12 protein-coding genes are annotated in these 17,105 nt (G+C 60.0%); 1 reads left to right on the top strand and 11 read right to left on the bottom strand.

Annotation, left to right across the window (positions count from 1 at the left end):
* Positions 1 to 3: 3 nt before the first annotated feature.
* The 9 genes from NQ559_RS09355 to NQ559_RS09315 all read right to left on the bottom strand — a co-directional run bounded on the left by NQ559_RS09355 (position 4) and on the right by NQ559_RS09315 (position 12,208).
* Positions 4 to 942: a hypothetical protein gene (locus NQ559_RS09355; protein ID WP_154653983.1), complete on the bottom strand. Its 939-nt coding sequence runs from the start codon at positions 940 to 942 to the stop codon at positions 4 to 6.
* A gap of 32 nt (positions 943 to 974) precedes the next feature.
* Positions 975 to 1,925, bottom strand: a complete 951-nt coding sequence (locus tag NQ559_RS09350) for a hypothetical protein (protein WP_018694671.1) — start codon at positions 1,923 to 1,925, stop codon at positions 975 to 977.
* A gap of 10 nt (positions 1,926 to 1,935) precedes the next feature.
* Positions 1,936 to 3,204: a DUF6175 family protein gene (locus tag NQ559_RS09345; protein WP_154653982.1), complete on the bottom strand. Its 1,269-nt coding sequence runs from the start codon at positions 3,202 to 3,204 to the stop codon at positions 1,936 to 1,938.
* Between the two features lie 94 nt (positions 3,205 to 3,298).
* A complete protein-coding gene (locus NQ559_RS09340) occupies positions 3,299 to 4,195 on the bottom strand; it encodes a hypothetical protein (RefSeq protein WP_154653981.1) in 897 nt (298 codons plus the stop codon).
* A 513-nt stretch (positions 4,196 to 4,708) separates the two neighbouring features.
* Positions 4,709 to 5,218 carry a hypothetical protein gene (locus NQ559_RS09335; RefSeq protein WP_018694667.1) on the bottom strand — a complete coding sequence of 170 codons (510 nt, stop codon included), beginning with the start codon at positions 5,216 to 5,218 and terminating at the stop codon, positions 4,709 to 4,711.
* Between the two features lie 89 nt (positions 5,219 to 5,307).
* Entirely contained in the window at positions 5,308 to 6,300 is a 993-nt protein-coding gene (locus NQ559_RS09330) for an aspartate-semialdehyde dehydrogenase (protein WP_026318157.1), read from the bottom strand.
* Positions 6,301 to 6,431: 131 nt separating this feature from the next.
* A complete protein-coding gene (locus NQ559_RS09325) occupies positions 6,432 to 8,846 on the bottom strand; it encodes a transglycosylase domain-containing protein (RefSeq protein WP_018694665.1) in 2,415 nt (804 codons plus the stop codon).
* A gap of 40 nt (positions 8,847 to 8,886) precedes the next feature.
* Positions 8,887 to 11,859, bottom strand: coding sequence for a DUF2268 domain-containing putative Zn-dependent protease (locus tag NQ559_RS09320; RefSeq protein WP_018694664.1), 2,973 nt, complete (start codon positions 11,857 to 11,859; stop codon positions 8,887 to 8,889).
* A 1-nt stretch (position 11,860) separates the two neighbouring features.
* Complete coding sequence (locus NQ559_RS09315; RefSeq protein ID WP_018694663.1) at positions 11,861 to 12,208, bottom strand: translation initiation factor; 348 nt, start codon at positions 12,206 to 12,208, stop codon at positions 11,861 to 11,863.
* A gap of 83 nt (positions 12,209 to 12,291) precedes the next feature.
* On the opposite strand from NQ559_RS09315, the gene NQ559_RS09310 reads away from it, so the two are divergent.
* The gene (locus tag NQ559_RS09310; RefSeq protein WP_018694662.1) at positions 12,292 to 13,395 is read left to right on the top strand and encodes a DUF4435 domain-containing protein; all 1,104 of its coding nucleotides are present in this window, start codon (positions 12,292 to 12,294) and stop codon (positions 13,393 to 13,395) included.
* A gap of 81 nt (positions 13,396 to 13,476) precedes the next feature.
* Here NQ559_RS09310 and NQ559_RS09305 read toward each other — a convergent pair whose 3' ends face one another.
* Positions 13,477 to 14,733: an aspartate kinase gene (locus tag NQ559_RS09305; RefSeq protein ID WP_018694661.1), complete on the bottom strand. Its 1,257-nt coding sequence runs from the start codon at positions 14,731 to 14,733 to the stop codon at positions 13,477 to 13,479.
* 81 nt (positions 14,734 to 14,814) lie between these two features.
* Positions 14,815 to 16,950, bottom strand: a complete 2,136-nt coding sequence (locus NQ559_RS09300; protein WP_018694660.1) for a prolyl oligopeptidase family serine peptidase — start codon at positions 16,948 to 16,950, stop codon at positions 14,815 to 14,817.
* Between the last annotated feature and the right edge of the window lie 155 nt (positions 16,951 to 17,105).

The following is a 17,105-nucleotide window of genomic DNA, read 5'->3' as shown; positions in this document are numbered from 1 at the left end:
GGGTCACTTCGTTAGGGATTTAACCTTTTGCGTATCGGAATCGTAGCGCAGCGACACTTTGCCGGCAAAGGCGTCGAGCGCAACAGCATCCTTCTTCGCCTTATAATGGCCGGCGATCAGCATGGCGCAATCGGCATCCCCGACCTTGCCCTGGCAATGGGCGAAGAAAAAATCCTCGGCCGCAGCGCCCTGCCCGTCGGCGAGCATGGCACGCACGACGGCGATCCGCAGGTCTTTGCCCGCATATTCGTCGTCGCCGGCCGCGTCGGCGTAGCTGTCGCGCAACCTGACCCACTCGGGCTGCGCCGCATAGGCGGCCTGGGCCTCGCGGGCCGCATGGTTGCGCACGGCCAATGCCCCGGCACCCGCAGAGCAGCAAATCAGCACGACGGCCGCAATGACCGTCACCTTGCGGCGGTTTTGCGCATGCGCCGACGCCTGCCGTGCAAGGGCGTCATCCAGCCGCAGCTGCATGGCATCGAGCCGGGCCAGCACCTCGGCATCTCCGGCAAACCTCTCCCGCACGGAAGCAGCATCCTCGGCAAAGACCCGCGCGGCGGCCCTTACGACCACTTCGCCGGAACTCAACCGCAGTTTCCCCTGCATACGGGCAAGCAGCGACACGACCAGCGGCACCAGCGCGACGGCGGCCAGCAGGTAGAAGATATTGGCGCCCGTAGCGACCCCGGCGAGCAGGCAAAATACCAGCGCCGCAGCGCACAGCGCAGGGAGCATCTTACGGGCCGTATCGCCCAGGGCGGGCAGCGGCACGGCATCCAGCCCGGCAAGCCCCTCTTCGAGGCTCGCGAGCATCAGCCGGGAATCCGCCCCCGCACCGGAGGCAATATCGTTGACGACGGCCTCGACGTAGTCGGCGCCGCAATCCGGGCATAGGTGCTGCGAATCCTCCATTCTATTTCCGCAGACAGGACAGGTTTTCATCGTACTTCCAGATTAATCAGACAATCGTTCGATCAGAGTCCGAAGAGCCATTCGCCCAGCGACTTGCCCTTCTTGGCAGAGGACTCGGCACGCTCGGCCTTGAGGCTCTGCGCCTCGACGGCAGCCTCCTGCTGCGTCCGCGCGCGCATTGCCTCGGCATCCATTTTCCGCAACTCCTGCTCCATCGCCGCGGCTTCGGCCGCCGCAGCCTGCGCATCGAGGCGGTTGAGGAACCGGATCACCTCGCCGTAGTTCGGGCTCACGGGGTTGCATGCACGGCACAACTCCAGCGCCCCGTCGATATCGCCCTGGCGCACCAGAATATCGGCCTGGGCAACAGCACGGGTCACCTCGCCGGCGAGCAGTTTGTCGTAGACCTGCACCTTGAGCTCCTCGACCGCCTCGTATTCGTCGACACTCTCGGGAATCACGGCCAGCGCCGCCATCGCATCCTCGTACTCCTCACGGGCGACGAGCGAGTTGACCTTGGCGAGTATCTTCGGCATCTGGCGCGTATAATAGTCGGCGATGCCCTGCTGCACGTCACCGATCAGCTTGGCGAAACGCGCGTCGTTGACGTTCACCTTGTTGATCAGCGACCGCATACAGGCTTCCATGCTTTTGCCGTTGGCCTGGAGCGATATGGTCTGGCTTCCGAAAACAGTATCTTCGAAAAGGTTTTTGACCGACAGGGTCAGGTCGGCACGCAGCACGTGCAGCGTGGTCATCCCCGTATCGACCGCCCCGTCGTCGGTGATCGTAAGCGTCGGCGTGACGACGAAAAGCCCCGCAGCATCGGCCATGCCGTTGCGGGTGATGATCTTGCTGATCTTGTTTTTGAGGGCCGCGGCATTGTTGTCGCCCAGCTGCGCGGCCGTCTCATCGTCGATATAGGCCGAGAGGTCGATTACGGCCTGGGCCCGGAGCGACAGCGCGGCCAGCACGAACGCCAGCGAGAACGATAGTTTACGAAGCAGATTCATGGTCTGTTGTTTAGTAGATGATTACGTCGATGGAATTACCCGTGATCGTACGCGACACGGAGAGGTTCAGCCCCTTGAGGTACTGGTAGAGCGCCAGCGCGAAATCATTGACGTCCGACTGCATACCGTCCTCCATGGAGTTGTCCACAAAAATATCGCTGAAGGCCAGCAGCGTGCTCGTGCGGCCCTGCGTATGGTACTTGCCGTTCTTGGCATGGCGCTTCACCCACGAAACGAGGATGTCCGACAACGGCATGATGTTGTTGATCTCGGTATCCATGTTGATGGCCGATCCGGGGTCGATCGTAAAGCGCACGGCCACGCTCTGCCCGGTCGAAATCTTGGTCGCCATGCGTGTGGATATCTGCTTCATGAAGTCGCCGACCATCGCCTGCGCCATCACGCCGCACAGCACGTCGGCCGTCGTGCGTTTGCGCCCCGAAATTTCGGATTTGGTGGCCAGCGTATTGCCCGTGGCGATCTCGATCGCCTGCAGGGTCAGCGACACGCGCACCCCGCCGTCGTTCACATCCTGGTTGATATCGACGCTCACCGAGACGTCGGCACCCGAGTTGATGAGGATCGCATCGTCGAGCGACATGCCGTCGCCCATGCGCACCTGATAGGTATTGGCGTTATTGAGCGACGTCAGCAGGTCTTTGGTCTCCACGCCCTGCTTGATGAAACCTTCGTTGACCTTCGAAATGGCCATGCGCATATCCGAATTGTCGCGGATGGCCTCTTCGTAGGACTGGCCGCTCTTGCGGAAAGGCACGACCATCACCGTCGGCATGGCGATCATCTCCTGGGTTTCGGAGAGCGCTATATCGGCGGCATTGCGCCCGATGATACCGTTGTTGACCAGGTCGCGCTCGAGCGATTCGGTGTAGAGGTCGATCGTCGCAAAGACCTGGATGTCCTTGGCGACGGTCTTGTTGGTCTTGTCGGCGATGGTGCAGCTGCGGATGTAGTTGGCATAACGGGTCGTCCCGAGCAACTGTCCGACATACTGGGCCGCCCCGGCCGAGGGTTTGCTGCCCAACAGGGGTTTGTTGTCGTTCAGGCCGTCTATACCGTTATATAAATAAGTGTAGATCACCGATTTCTTAGCCATCTCGATCGCCTCCTTCTTCGTACGGGCGATCCCCGAACATTCCAGCGTAGCGATCTTTCCGGTCGTGCGTTTCAGGATGGCATCGGTCGTATAATTCTGTGCGGAGGCGGGAAAAAGCGCCGACAAGAGAACAACGATGACTGACAATACGGACTTCCTAAACATCTGATAAATATTTTAAGTTTGAACGGATAAAATCCCCGGGGTACCATCAGCGACACCCCGGAGATCGTTTCCAAAAGAATTATATGCGGTAAATTTATGCACCGACGAGCCCTTTGAGGAAACCGCCTGCCGCCGTCCCCTGCTTGTCGAGGATGACGACCAGTTTGTCGCCGTTGTTGAATTTCTCCTTGATGGCGTCCTCGCCCGAAGCGACCTGGCATTTGGTAACGCCTTCCATCACCTCGACAGCCACGATGGTGCCGATCTCCGACTTGGTTACCTTCGGGCCGATCTTACGCTCCAGGAACACCTTGAAACGGGTCTTTTTGGCAACGCCCATCTCCGTACCGCCCGAGATATAGAGCTCCTTGACACGGCCCTTCTTGTCAGCCTCGCCCAGCTCGAGGATATAGGTCTCGAACTTGAAATGCTTGTCCACGAACCCGACCATGCCCTTGCGGAGGTCTTTCATCGCGTCGTTGAATGCACCGTCCTTCGAATCGGCGTCGATACCCGAAACCGAGAGGTCTTCCGAACCGATCATGGCGCCGTCGGCAATGTTATATACCTTCAGCGAATAGGTCACCTCGGCCTTGTTGTACATCTTGCCGTCGATATCCGACTTGAACTGCGAGAACGAAACGTTGTTGGCCTGTCCGATGACAACCTTCCTGGCACCCAACGCCTTGTAGGCGGCTTCGCTTTCGGTCTTCCAGTTGGCATCGTTCACCACGTCCTCGACGTTACGGTCGGCATAGAGCTTCGACAGCGTACCGTCGGTCAGTGCGTCGACGATGTGGAAACGGCCGCGGTCGGCAAAACCCGACAGGACGGCCGCGCGGATGTTGTCACAGGCTGCCTGGCTGACAGCGGAGGTGTGCGTAAAGGGATTGATGATGACAGTCTCCTTCGAAGGATCGTCCTGGGCCGAGGCGCCCAGCGAAACAAGCACGGCCACAGCGGCCAAGACAGTTTTGAAACAGTTTTTCATATATATAACTAAGATTAAAAGGGTTAGGCAATCACACTCTTTATGACGGGACATGGCAGCCGCAGTCCCCCGCACCCGGGGACTAAGCAATACAAGTAAAATTAAAAAAAGGAAAGCGTGGTGCTGTAGCTATATTTCAGAGTGGGAAGGTTCTTGCAAAACCTCGAGAATAAAATAAGCAACAGTCCCACGCCTATATCCGTAAACGGATAAGACGCGGAGAAATGCTGGCTTATTCTCTTCTCAGTATTAATTTGCAAGATTTACCACTCGAGAATAAACTTACACTTTCCGTGTTAGTCAGTATGTATCACAAATATATAGAATATATTCGGAAAATACAACTTCAGCACCTCTTTTTCGGGACTGTTGCGACTCTAAATTACGACAAAAAATTCTAATTCGCTAACTTCAGGCCCAAAATGTGCCATACGAAGACCCGGCAACGGGCCTTCTCCGATTGCAGGCAGAATAAAGCGCGCACGCCCGAGCCAAGGGCTCCGGCAGCATACCCTACATCGTCATCGCCAACACCACGACCATCAGGGCAACGCACCACAGGGGCAGGTTGCGGCGCTCCCCGGACATCGCGGCATCCAGCGCACGGGAGCGCTCCAGATAAAGCAGGAAGAGGAACCACAGGGCGCCCCATACGACATTCCGGGCAATGCCCCGGATAAACATTTCGGTATCTCCGTACAGATGCGGGTCGTATCCGGCAAAGAGCAGCATGAGCAGCGCAACGAAATGCAACACCACACGCAGCCCGGCATACCAGCGGGCGAGCGACAACCCGTAGGGGCTCCGGCCGGCCAAGCCCCACAGCACGCAGACGGGCAGCGCCACACCGGCCGCAGTGATCAGGGAAAGCAAAGCCGTGCCGCCGCCCAGCCGCCACGAGCCCGAAACGAGCTGCATGAGCAGACCGAACGCCCACTCCCCCAGCCGGGAAACGACATAAGCCCCCAACACCCACACCGGGCCGGGCAACTCTGCAAGACGGGCTGAAAACTTGGATTCCATAAGGCACGAACTTTACGTCGGGAACAAAGATATAAAAAAAAGGGAGACCCGCAGCCTCCCCCTTTTCCTGTTTTTTAAATTCCCGGCCGTCAGACCAGCGTCTCCAATATCTGCACGGCATTGAGCGCCGCCCCTTTCTTGATCTGGTCGCTGACGCACCAGAACGTCAGGCCTCTCTCGCAGGTCAGGTCTTTCCGGATACGCCCCACGTATACCGGATCCTTGCCGGCGATAAACAGCGGCATCGGGTAAACCTTGCCCGCCGGGTCGTCCATCAACACCACACCCTGCGCCCTGGAGAAAGCCTCGCGGGCTTCGGCGACCGACACGGGACGCTCCGTCTCGAGCCATATGCTCTCCGAGTGGGCACGCATCACCGGCACGCGCACGCATGTCGCCGACACGGCGATGTCCGAATGCATGATCTTACGTGTCTCGTGAAACATCTTCATCTCCTCCTTCGTGTAGTCGTTATCGGTGAACACGTCGATATGGGGGATTACATTATAGGCCAGCTGGAATGCGAACTTACCGACCGTCGGCTGCTTGCCGGCCCCCAGCTCGGCATACTGCGCGACCAGTTCGTCCATCGCCGCGGCACCCGCCCCGCTGGCCGACTGGTAGGTCGAAACGTGTACACGGCGGATGTGCGAAAGATCCTCGATCGCCTTCAGCGCCACGACCATCTGGATCGTCGTGCAGTTGGGGTTGGCGATAATGCGGCGCGGGGCGTCCTTCGCATCTTCCGGATTGACCTCGGGCACCACCAGGGGCACGTCGGCATCCATGCGGAAGGCGCTCGAATTGTCGATCATAATGGCCCCGTGCCGGGTGATCGTCTCCGCAAACTCGCGCGATGTCCCGGCGCCGGCCGACGTCAGGGCGAAATCCACCCCCTTGAAATCGTCGTTGTGCTGCAACAGCCTGACGGTAATATCTTCCCCACGGAATTTATACGTCCGTCCCGCACTGCGTTCCGAACCGAACAGCAACAGGGAGTCGATCCCCAGGTCGCGTTCCTCCAAAATTTTCAAAAATTCCTGGCCCACAGCCCCGCTGGCGCCCACAATCGCAATTTTCATCTTCATATCGTTAAAAAATGACCATCGTTCCCGCTCGGACAAACCGTACACGGAAGCTCCGGGGGCAAATATAGCGATTTCGGGCCGAACCGCAAAAAAATCGGCCGGCACAACGGCCGGCCGGATCCATATCAATCGAAGAAATTGTCGTCTTCAGCGATCCCGGGCTCCGTAGGGCGTTCGTCGGGGTCGACCTCCTCGTCGCAGTCGTAGCGCGGCATCATCGCCGGGCGGATGAACTGATCGGCACGGCTCACGCCGAGGCGCCCGTCGTCATAGACCCGTTTCATGAAGTCGCCCACGATCGGCAGCGCCATCACGCTGCCCTCGCCGCCCGCCACGAAATGCACTGCCTGGTCTTCGCCGCCGACCCATGCGCCGGCCACCAGTTTGGGCGCCACGCACATGAACCATGCGTCGCGGTTCTTGTTCGAAGTGCCCGTCTTGCCGCCGATCTCCATGTCGTTGAGGCCGAACTGCCATTTCAGCCGCCCGGCCGTACCCGAGTTGACCACGTCCTGCAACATCGTCAGCATCGTATAGGCCGTGCGCTCGCTCACGGCATCCTGCGACTGGGGGATGAAGTTGGCGATGACGTTGCCCTGCCTGTCCTCGATGCGCGTCACGAAGATGGGATCGGTATGCACGCCCTCGTTGGCGAAAGTCGAGAAGGCGCTCACCAGCTCGAAGACGTTCGACTCCGAGGAACCGAGGCAGAGTGCCGGCACGGGGTCGATAAAGCTGCGTATGCCCATGTTATGGATAAAGTCGGCCACGGCGGCGGGCTGCTTGGCCTGCTTCATGATCCACGCCGAATAGTTGTTGCGGCTGCGGGCGAGCCCCCAGCGCAGCGGGTGCATCACGCCGTCGTACTCGACCTTGCCCGCTTCCTTGGGCGACCAGGCCGTACCGTTGGCCGTCTCGATCGTCACGGGCAGGTTCGGCACCATCGTGCAGGGCGTCAGCCCCAGGTGGTCGATGGCGAACGTATAGACGAAGGGTTTGATGGTCGATCCGATCTGCCGCTTGCCCTGCTTGGCCATGTCGTACTTGAAATAGCGGAAGTTGGGGCCGCCGACATACGCCTTGACATACCCCGTGCGGGGATCGAGCGCCACGAACGACGCGCGCATGATCCGTTTGTGGTGCAGGATCGAATCGCGCGGGGTCATCAGCGTGTCGCGCTCGCCCCGGTACGTGAAGACCTTCATCGAACAGGGCTTGTCGAACGCCGCCATGATCTGCTTCGCGCTCGCCCCGGCATCCTCCATCTCGCGGTAGCGATCCGAATAACGGATGGCATGCCGCATGATCCGCTCCCTCTCCTCGCGCGTCGCGTCGATGAAGAGGGTCTTCGTATTGCGGTACTGCGCGTCCATACGGGGCTGGATCACGCTCTGCATCTGCTTCTGCACGGCTTGTTCGGCATATTTCTGCATCGTCGAGTTGACCGTCGTATAGATCTTCAGCCCGTCGCGGTAGATGTTGTAGGGCGTACCGTCGGCCTTGCGGTTTTTGCGGCACCAGCCGTAGAGCGGGTTCTCCTCGTACTCCTTCACGGCCTGGTCGTAATCCCATTCGGTGTAGAACTGGTTGCGCTTGGGGCGCTCGGCGTTCATCACAAGGCGCAGCATCTCGCGGAAATAGGTCGCCGTGCCCTCGTTATGCGACACGGGCTTGTAGTTGAGCACAATCGGCAGGGCGCTGATCGAGTCGCGCTCCCTGCGTGTCAGCGCCCCGGCATCCTCCATGCGCGAAAGCACCAGGTTCCGCCGTGCGAGGGCATTCTCGGGGTTGCGCACGGGCGAATAGCGCGTCGGGGCGTTCACCACCCCCACCAGCACGGCCGCCTCCTGCACGTTCAGTTCGTGCGGCTCCTTGTTGAAGAAGGTCTGCGCCGCCGACTTGATGCCATAGGCGTTCGAACCGTATTCGACCGTATTGAGGTACATGGCGGCGATCTCCTCCTTCGTATAGTTGTATTCGAGTTTCAGCGCCGTGATCCACTCCTTGAGTTTCGACACGACGAGCTTCGACGAACGGACGATACGCCCCCGGTTGCGCACCGTGTCGCGCGGGAAAAGGTTCTTGGCCAACTGCTGCGTAATGGTCGAACCGCCGCCCTGCGACGTATTCTGCAACAGTACGGTTTTCACCGCCACACGTGCCAGCGAAGGGATGTCGATCCCCGAATGGGTGCGGAAACGGGCGTCTTCGGTTGCGATCAGCGCCGCGACGATCGGCGGCACGTCATGCCCGTCGAGCCGGATGTGGAATGCCGAATCGGCCGGAAAAAGGTCTTCGTACTGCACATAAGAACGGTTCTGCACGAAGAAGGAACCGATCACCTTGCCGTCCTCGGAGTAGATTTCGGTGGCCAGGTTGCTGCGCGGGTTCTCCAGCTCTTCGAACGAAGGCATACGCCCGAACAGCCCCAGGGCCGTCAGCAGCAACATGACCGACAGCAACGCAAAGGGTGCGAAGACCACCCCCCATATCCATTTTATCGTTTTCGGGCTGATGCCCGCCTTTTTCCTTTGTGCCATAGGCCTGAAATTTGCGCTAAAGATACAAAATTTATTACAATCAGAACGGCAGCCCCACGGCCGCGGCCCACCAAACGCCCCCGCTGCTGGGATGGTACACCGACAGTTTGAAGGTCGACGTCGCCGATGCAGGCTGGCGGAAAGCATTGATGTCGAACACGATGTCGCCGCCGACCGACCATATCCGCCGCCAATCCATGCCTTTGCCCGCAGGGCGGCGGAACTGTGCGTAGTCGCCGCCTGCGTTGAGCCGGATACGCTTGAAATAGAGCACCGACCCGATGCCGCCCTCGGGATACCACACCGGCAACTGGTAATCAAGCGACACGGCCGTATAATTGTTCGACACGATGTCGGCCGACGAGAAGCCGCGCGGGATGAGCCGCGTCGACTTGTAGCTCAGGGGCGCATAGCCCGCCGGGAACTTGTAGCCGCCGACCGAAGTCTGGTAAGTGGCCGCCACTTTCAGCGAGTTGTGGGCGGCCAGGCCCGGCAGGTAAGCCTGCCCGAAGAACGAGATCAGGTCGCTGAAATGCACGTTCGCGGGATTGAACGTATACAGCGTGCTGAGCGTATAGCCCCACCGGGGCGCAAAGTCGCGGTGCGCCATGCGCACCTGGTCGGAATAGCCGAGCCCGAACGAGAGTTTGTGCAGCCCCTCGCGGAAACCGATGCGCTGGATATTGGTGATCTGCCCGCCGTCCCATTCGATCTTGTCGAGGTTGGCGACCATGCCGTTCGAATAGTTCCAGCCGGCAGACACCGACAGCTGGCGGGTGTGATACCCCCGCTGGAAATAGAGCGGCAGCGTCGCAGAGAGCCCTATGGAGTAGTATTTGTCGGGACTGGGACGCTTCTGGTAAATGGGGTCGCCCGTCTTCGGATCGTACGACACCAGCGAATAGAAGAGCTGGTTGCCGCCGTACGACGTATCCAGATCGAGGTGCACGCCCAGCCCGAAGTAACGTACCCCGAGGTTGAAGAGCGAACCCTCGTTGCGGTTCCAGCCGTAGGAGGCATAGGCCTCGGTATTCGACAGCAGGTTCTGCGACAGGAGCGTAACGCCCAGATTGAGGTTGATATTATGCTCGTCCACGGCATCGAAGGGATTGAACGCCACGGGCATCCAGCTGTGTACGTTCACCAGGTTGGGCACCTTGCGGTAGCGCCTGGCGCGGAACGTGCCGCACTGGCGCAGCGAATCGGCTCCGGTGAACCGCACCGTGTCGAGGTTCACGACGTCCCAGCGCTTGCGTTCGGGGTTCACGACGTTGAGAGGCAGCTTCGAGGGGGCGACCGGGATCAGCACACTGTCAGCGACCCGCTGTGCGGCGACGCGGTACCCCCTGCGGTCATACGTGGTCAGCAACACCCGTCCTCCGTCCGCGGCATCGTGCCACGGCGCAGGGGAAAACGAACCGAAGGCCGACGTGGTGATGCGGTATTCGCGGCGGGCCATAAGGTCGTAGCAGTGGGCTTCGTCCCTGCCCGATGAGATCGAGCCGTAATAGAGCTTCCCGCCGCCCGCCCTGAGGTTGCTCAGCGTGATATAAGCCCCTTGAGTGACGGGGGACACTCCTTCGTCGTCGATGCGTCCGAGCCACATGCCCGCGTCGTCGGTCACGATGACATAGTAGGCCAGCGTCACGTCGTCCCACGCCAGCCCGTGTATCTCGGCATGGCGGGGCGTGCCGAAACGCCGCTCGGGCTGCCCGTCGCGCTGCACCACGACCCAGTAAGTCCCGTCGGGATTATACTCGACCCAGGCCAGTTCCCCGGGTGCCGGCGTCGGATAGAGCGCATTGCGCCGCCCGGCGAAAGTACGTGCCGTCCCCCGCTCCAGATCCATGTAGCAAAGCTGCGAGTTGACCCGCTGCTCGAAGAGCTTCGAACGGCGGTACTCCGTCCACCATACGCGCCCGCCGGACATCGCGGGGCGGGTCGAAACCAGGCCCGTATAGCACACCGGCTCCTCGGCACCGGTACGGGTGTCGAGCCGTACGAAACGCGACGGACGGTCGTAATCGGTCTTGAGCACCAACACCGTCGTATCGCTGAGCGGCAGCGGCCACTGGTAGGTCGTGTAGTTTCCCTCGGGCATGGGTACGAGCGGCGCGGCGCTGTCCCCGGTTCGGGGCAGCGAATCCCAATGACGTTCCAACGCGTCGAAGGTCTCGCGGAAAAGCTCACGGACGTTCGTGCCGTAATATTTTTCGAGCGCGATGCGGGTGGTGGCCAGCATGTAGGGGTTGCGCGAACCGAACCACGCCACCCTGTCCCACACGTTCTCGTCGTAACGCGCATAGGCATAAGAACATATCTGGTATCCCAGTTCGTAATGGTCGGGGATATAGTCGCGGTAGGATCCGCAGAACCACTTGTCGATGTTGCGGCGGTCGCGGCGCCCCTTGTAATCGCGCCCCACGCGTCCCATGGCACGGTAGCCCATCGAGAACGAAGGCTGCAACCCGCGGCCGAACGACGACATGGCGGTTTCCGACATCACGGCATCGCCCTCCATCGCCCATATCGGCATGCACAACAGGCCGATAGTCGAGCCCTGCTGCCCGAGGATGTAGCTCAGGGCGCGTATCACGCCGCGATTCAGGTTGTTATACTGCACCGCATGGCGGTATTCGTGCGCCACGAGCTGTTTGTACCACGGCATGGAATAGCCGTCGATGGCCGGCGAAGTGAGGAACTCCACACGCTTGGGCAGGTACATCACCAGCCCGTTCGACTGGAAATTCTCGGGGTGCATGACGAAGGGGATGCGCATGGGGCCGTGGCGGAACCCGTACGAGATGTCGGGCTGCACGGTGCGGATGTAGAACAGCGTGCGGCGTGCCACGCCCGACACGGTATCGGGATAGATCATCCGCACGTCGGGCGTGCGGATCGTGCTCCACTTCAGTCCCGCGGGATCGGAACCCCACGTATAATACTGGGCACCGGCTTTCGGCGCGACGCCCAGGGCGCACAGGAACAGTACGGTATACAGCAGCCTGCGCATCTCAGGAGCCGGCTTTTTTACAGCGGTAGCCGCCCTTGGCGAGGATCTCCACAACGCGGTCGCGGTGGTCGCCCTGGATGATGATCTCCCCGTCCTTGGCTGCGCCGCCGACGCCGCATCGGGTCTTGAGCAGACGTGCCAGTTCGTGCAGGTCGGCGTCGCTCCCGACGAAACCCCTGACGAGCGTCACGACCTTGCCCCCGCGTTGCTTGCGGTCGAGCCACACGCGCAGATCCTGCTGCGCCGGGGGCAATGTCACGGGCCCTTGGGCCGTGCCGGTGTCATATTGAAAATCGGGGTTGGTCGAGTAGACCATCCCGAGCCTCGCTTTCCAATCGTTGTCTGCCATATTGTTCGAATAGTAGGAATCGAACGTCCTTTTAGGACGTCTTATTTTGTGCAAAAATAATAAAATATTACCTTTGTTAGCGTATGGCGAAAAAGTTCCGCGAAAAACTGCGCAAATTAAACCCGTTCACGCGCCCGGCCACGCTCGAAGAGCTGCCCAAACCGCTGCCGGCCAACCCCGACCAGCGGCTCGTGAGGGTTTATGTCGAAGGCTACGAGGACGTGGCTTTCTGGCGCGGCATCTTCGACCACTTCCAGAACCCCTACATGCGTTTCGAAATCTCGGTTCCCAACCGCGCCGACCTGCCCAAGGGCAAGAAGGTGCTGATGGGCATGATCCCCCGCTCGTCGGACGAACTGATCCTGTGCGTCGACTCGGATTTCGACTTCCTGTTCGCCGACCGTACGGAGCAGTCGCGCGAGGTCAACAACGCCCGCTACATGTTCCACACCTACGCCTACGCCACCGAGAACTTCCTCTGCTACGCCCCCTCGCTGCACAACATCTGCGTCAAGGCCACCAAAAACGACACCCGCATCTTCGATTTCGTGCGTTTCATGCATGAATATTCCTGCACGATCTACCCGCTGTTCCTCTGGTACGCCTACTCAGCGCAGCTCTCCTCGGAGAACGTCTTTCCGCTCATCGACTTCAAGTCAGCGGTGCGCATCGGCTACCTCGACCTGGCGGACAACGGCGAAAAAACGCTCGAATGGCTCCGGCGCAACGTGGCCAAACGCGAGGAGATGCTCCGCAGGCGCAACCCGAAGATGATCGAGCCGATGAAGGAGTTCGAGGAGCAGCTCAAGGGCCGCGGCCTGACACCCGAGAACGCCTACCTGTTCATGCACGGGCACACGCTGATGGACAACGTGGTGATGATCCTGCTGAACTCCGTGTGCGAGAAGTTGCGGGCGATGTCGATCGCCAAGATCACGGCTTCGAAGAAGCAGGGCGTGGCGCTCAAGAACGAGATGGCGAACTACACCAACTCGCTGCGTTCGATCCGCGACGTACTGCTCGACAACGAGAACTACACCAAATGCCCGCTTTACAAGCGCCTCCAGCGCGACATCGAAAAATACATCGCCCGCACGATCTGGAACATGAAACGCAGCGGCGCGATCCGCGACGACTCGACCTGGACGGTGCTGCGCAACATGCGGCAAGGCTCGGAAATAAAATAGCGAACCGGAAGCGGCCCCGCAGGGCCGCTTCCGGTTTTATACAGGCACGGCGCATCCGCCGATCCCCGTCCGATCCCGCCGCTAACTGCGCTTGCGCACCACGCGCACGGTGGACTGCGTCGCCTGCCGCACGAAGACCTGCGGGCCGCGGGCGTATTTGCGCCACAGTTCGTCGGTATAGCCGCGCACGGTCAGCAACTCCATGTTCTCGGCCTTCATCACGTCGAAGCCCGCCTCGCGCAGCGCCTCGATCGCCTCGTCGATATGCCACGAATTATCGACGCACAGGCTCAGGTTCACGGCCGAGTTGTGGATCAGGTTGGTCTTGATGCGGAAACGCTCCAGCAGCGAGAAGATCGTGGCGAACTTCTCCTCCAGCACGAACGAAAAATCGCGGGAGCGGATCGTGAGCAGCACCTGGTCTTTCTTGAGAATCAGGATCGGCACGACGACCGGCGCCGACATGCCGCGGATCACGGTGCCCGGCTTGCGTTTGTCGCCGAAGGGACGCACGTAGAGCGGGATATTCTTGTTCTGCAACGGTTTGATCGTCTTGGGGTGGATGATCTGCGCGCCGCTGTATGCCAGTTCGATGGTATCGAGGTAGTTCAGCTCGGCGATCTGCTCGGCGTCGGGGAAAATCTTGGGGTCGGCATTCAGCACGCCGTCCACATCCTTCCATACCGACATCGACTCGGCGTCGAGGATGTTCGCCACCACGGCCGCCGAGTAGTCCGAGCCTTCGCGGCCGAGCGTCGTGGTCGTCCCGTCGGGTGCCCCGCCGATAAAGCCCTGCCCGATGAAGATGTTCTCGACGCACTCGGCCAGTGCGTTTTTCAGCAGCGGCTCCGAAGCCTCGAGGTCGACCCCCGCATCCTTGTGGCGCTGTTCCGTGAGGAAGCAGCGGCGCATGTCGATCCAGCGGTTCGCCACCCCGGCATAATTGAGGTATTCCGAAATGATGGTCGTCGACACCAGCTCGCCGAACGCCACGATCGTATCGTACCACAGTTCGGCATCCCCGGGCTTGTAGACCGTACCGACAGCCACGCGCTCCAGTTCGTCGAACAGGGCATCGACCTTCTCCAGCTTCTTCGGGCCGTGCCACAGGTCGTTGATGATCCCGGCATGGTACTCGCGCAGTGCCGCGACATTCTCCAGCGAAAGATCCTTGTCGCCCTTCTGCACCCCCTCGAACACCTTTTCGAGCGCATTGGTCGTCTTGCCCATGGCCGAAACGATGATGAAGAGGTTTTGCTCATCGTCGATAATCTTGCGCAGGTTGCGCACCCCGTCGGCATTCCTCACCGACGCACCTCCGAATTTATAGACTTTCATTATACCTTATTTTACTAACCTGACTAAAAATCGGCCGGTGCCTTCCATGGCCAGTGAAGGCAGCCGGCAATATACCGAAAACTACTTCGCAACGGATTTATAAGGCACCCCGATGTTCTGGAACAGGAACGCATAGGTGTCCGCCTCCTCGTCGATACGCTTCGAAGTGGGTTTGCCTGCGCCGTGCCCGGCCTTCGACTCGATGCGGATCAGGATCGGGGCATCGCCCGCCTGGCAATGCTGCATCTGGGCGGTGAACTTGAACGAGTGCGCCGGGACGACGCGGTCGTCGTGGTCGGCGGTCGTCACGAGCGTCGCAGGGTACTGCACGCCCTCGCGGATATTGTGCAGGGGCGAATACTTATAGATATAGTCGAACTGCTCCTCGTTTTCGCTCGATCCGTACTCCACGGCCCAGCCCCAGCCGATCGTGAATTTGTGGTAACGCAGCATGTCCATCACACCGACAGCCGGCAGGCAGACGGCATAGAGGTCGGGGCGCTGCACCTCGCAGGCGCCGACCAGCAGTCCGCCGTTCGAACCGCCCGCGATGGCGAGTTTGTCCTTCGAGGTATACTTGTTGGCGATCAGGTACTCGGCCGCCGCGATGAAATCGTCGAAGACGTTCTGTTTGTTCTCCAGCATCCCGGCCTTGTGCCATGCCTCGCCGTACTCCGAGCCGCCGCGCAGGTTCGCTTCGCAGAAGACGCCGCCCTGCTCGACGAACATGATGGCCGAGGGACGGAAACCGGGCGTGCGGTTGATCTGGAACCCGCCGTAGGCATAGAGGTAGCACGGATTCTTGCCGTCGAGCTTCAGATCCTTGCGGTGTGTGATGAACATCGGCACCTTCGTGCCGTCCTTCGAGGTGTAGAACACCTGCTCGGTGGTGAACAGCGCGGGATCGAAATTCACGTCCGGGGCCTTGAACAGCGTCGATTCGCCCGAGGCGACATCCAACTTATAGATCGTGGCGGGAGCCGTGTAGCCGGATACCGAATAATAGATTTCGGCTGCCTCGTCGTCGCCGTCGAAGCCTGCGGCGGTGCAGATGCCCGGCAGTTCGATGTCGCGCACCGGTTTGCCGTCGAAGCCGTACTGGACGACCTTGCTCTGCGCATCCTGCAGATAAGAGGCGAAGAAGTATCCCCCGGCGGCGGTCACATTTTCGAGCAGGCTCTTTTCATTTTCCGGAATGACCGCCGTTATGCTCGACGGGTCGTTCAGGTCGACCTTCATCAGCGCATTGTTCGCCGCATCCTTGTTCGTTATGTAATAGAGCCGGTCGTCACGGCACTCTACGAGCGCGTAATCGGCATCGAAGCCCGGCAGCAGCGTGCGGAATTTCGGCTCGGAAACTTTCTTATAGAGTATCTCGGTTCCCGACGTACCTTCCGAAGCGGAAATGAAGAGCCATTTGCCGTCCTTCGAGGGCCATGCCGAGAAGTAACGCAGCGGATGTTCGGCATCCATATAAATCAGCTTGTCGGCCGACTGCGGCGTGCCGAGGCGGTGGTAATAGACTTTCTGAAACTGGTTCTGCGAAGAGAACACTCCTTTTTCAGGAGCGTCGTAAGCGCTGTAATAGAATCCTTTGGAATCGGGCGCCCACTCGGCGCCGGAGAACTTGACCCAGTTGATCTTATCGGTCGTGAACGTGCGGTCGGCGGTGTTCATCACACGAATCTCGACCCAGTCCGAGCCGGATTCGGCCACCGCGCAGGCGCAGTATTTCCCGTCCTTGGAAAAAGCCACCGACGAAAGCGCCACCGTCCCGTCGTCCGAGAGCGTATTGGGATTGAGGAACACCTCGCCTTGCGCACCGGGGGCCGTCGTACGGTAGAGCACTGACTGGTTCTGCAGCCCGTCATTGTAGAAATAGTACCACGCATCGCCGTGTTTGGCCGGGATACCCTCCTTGGGGTAATTCCACAACTGGGTCAGCCGCCCGCGGATCGCGTCGCGGAACGGAATCTGCGACAGGTAATCCTGCGTCACGGCATTCTGGGCCTTGACCCATGCCGCCGTCGCCTCCGAATTGTCGTCTTCCAGCCAACGGTAGGGATCCGCGACCTTCGTCCCGAAATAGTCGTCCACCACGTCGGTGCGCTGCGTCTCGGGGTAGGGCATGTGTTTTATCTGCTTCATGTGGTTGCAACTTGCCATCATCGCCGCCGCCCCCGCGAGGGCCACGGCCTTGCGTGTCAATTTCATCATAGCATTCCGGAGTTTGGGTGAATATCGTGGCAAAGTTAGGAAAAAATAAGAAACCACACACATTTTTCCCCTTACCGGCCTGCAAAAGGGTTATTTTTCACCCTACAAGCCGGGAAACCGAAGTTTTTGCGTAACTTTGGCTTGCAAAAACAACC

The sequence above is a fragment of the Alistipes onderdonkii genome, from assembly GCF_025145285.1.
In the GTDB taxonomy this organism is placed as follows: domain Bacteria; phylum Bacteroidota; class Bacteroidia; order Bacteroidales; family Rikenellaceae; genus Alistipes; species Alistipes onderdonkii.
The sequence above is the reverse complement of the archived record's forward strand: the minus strand, read 5'-3'. Positions and strand labels throughout refer to the sequence as shown.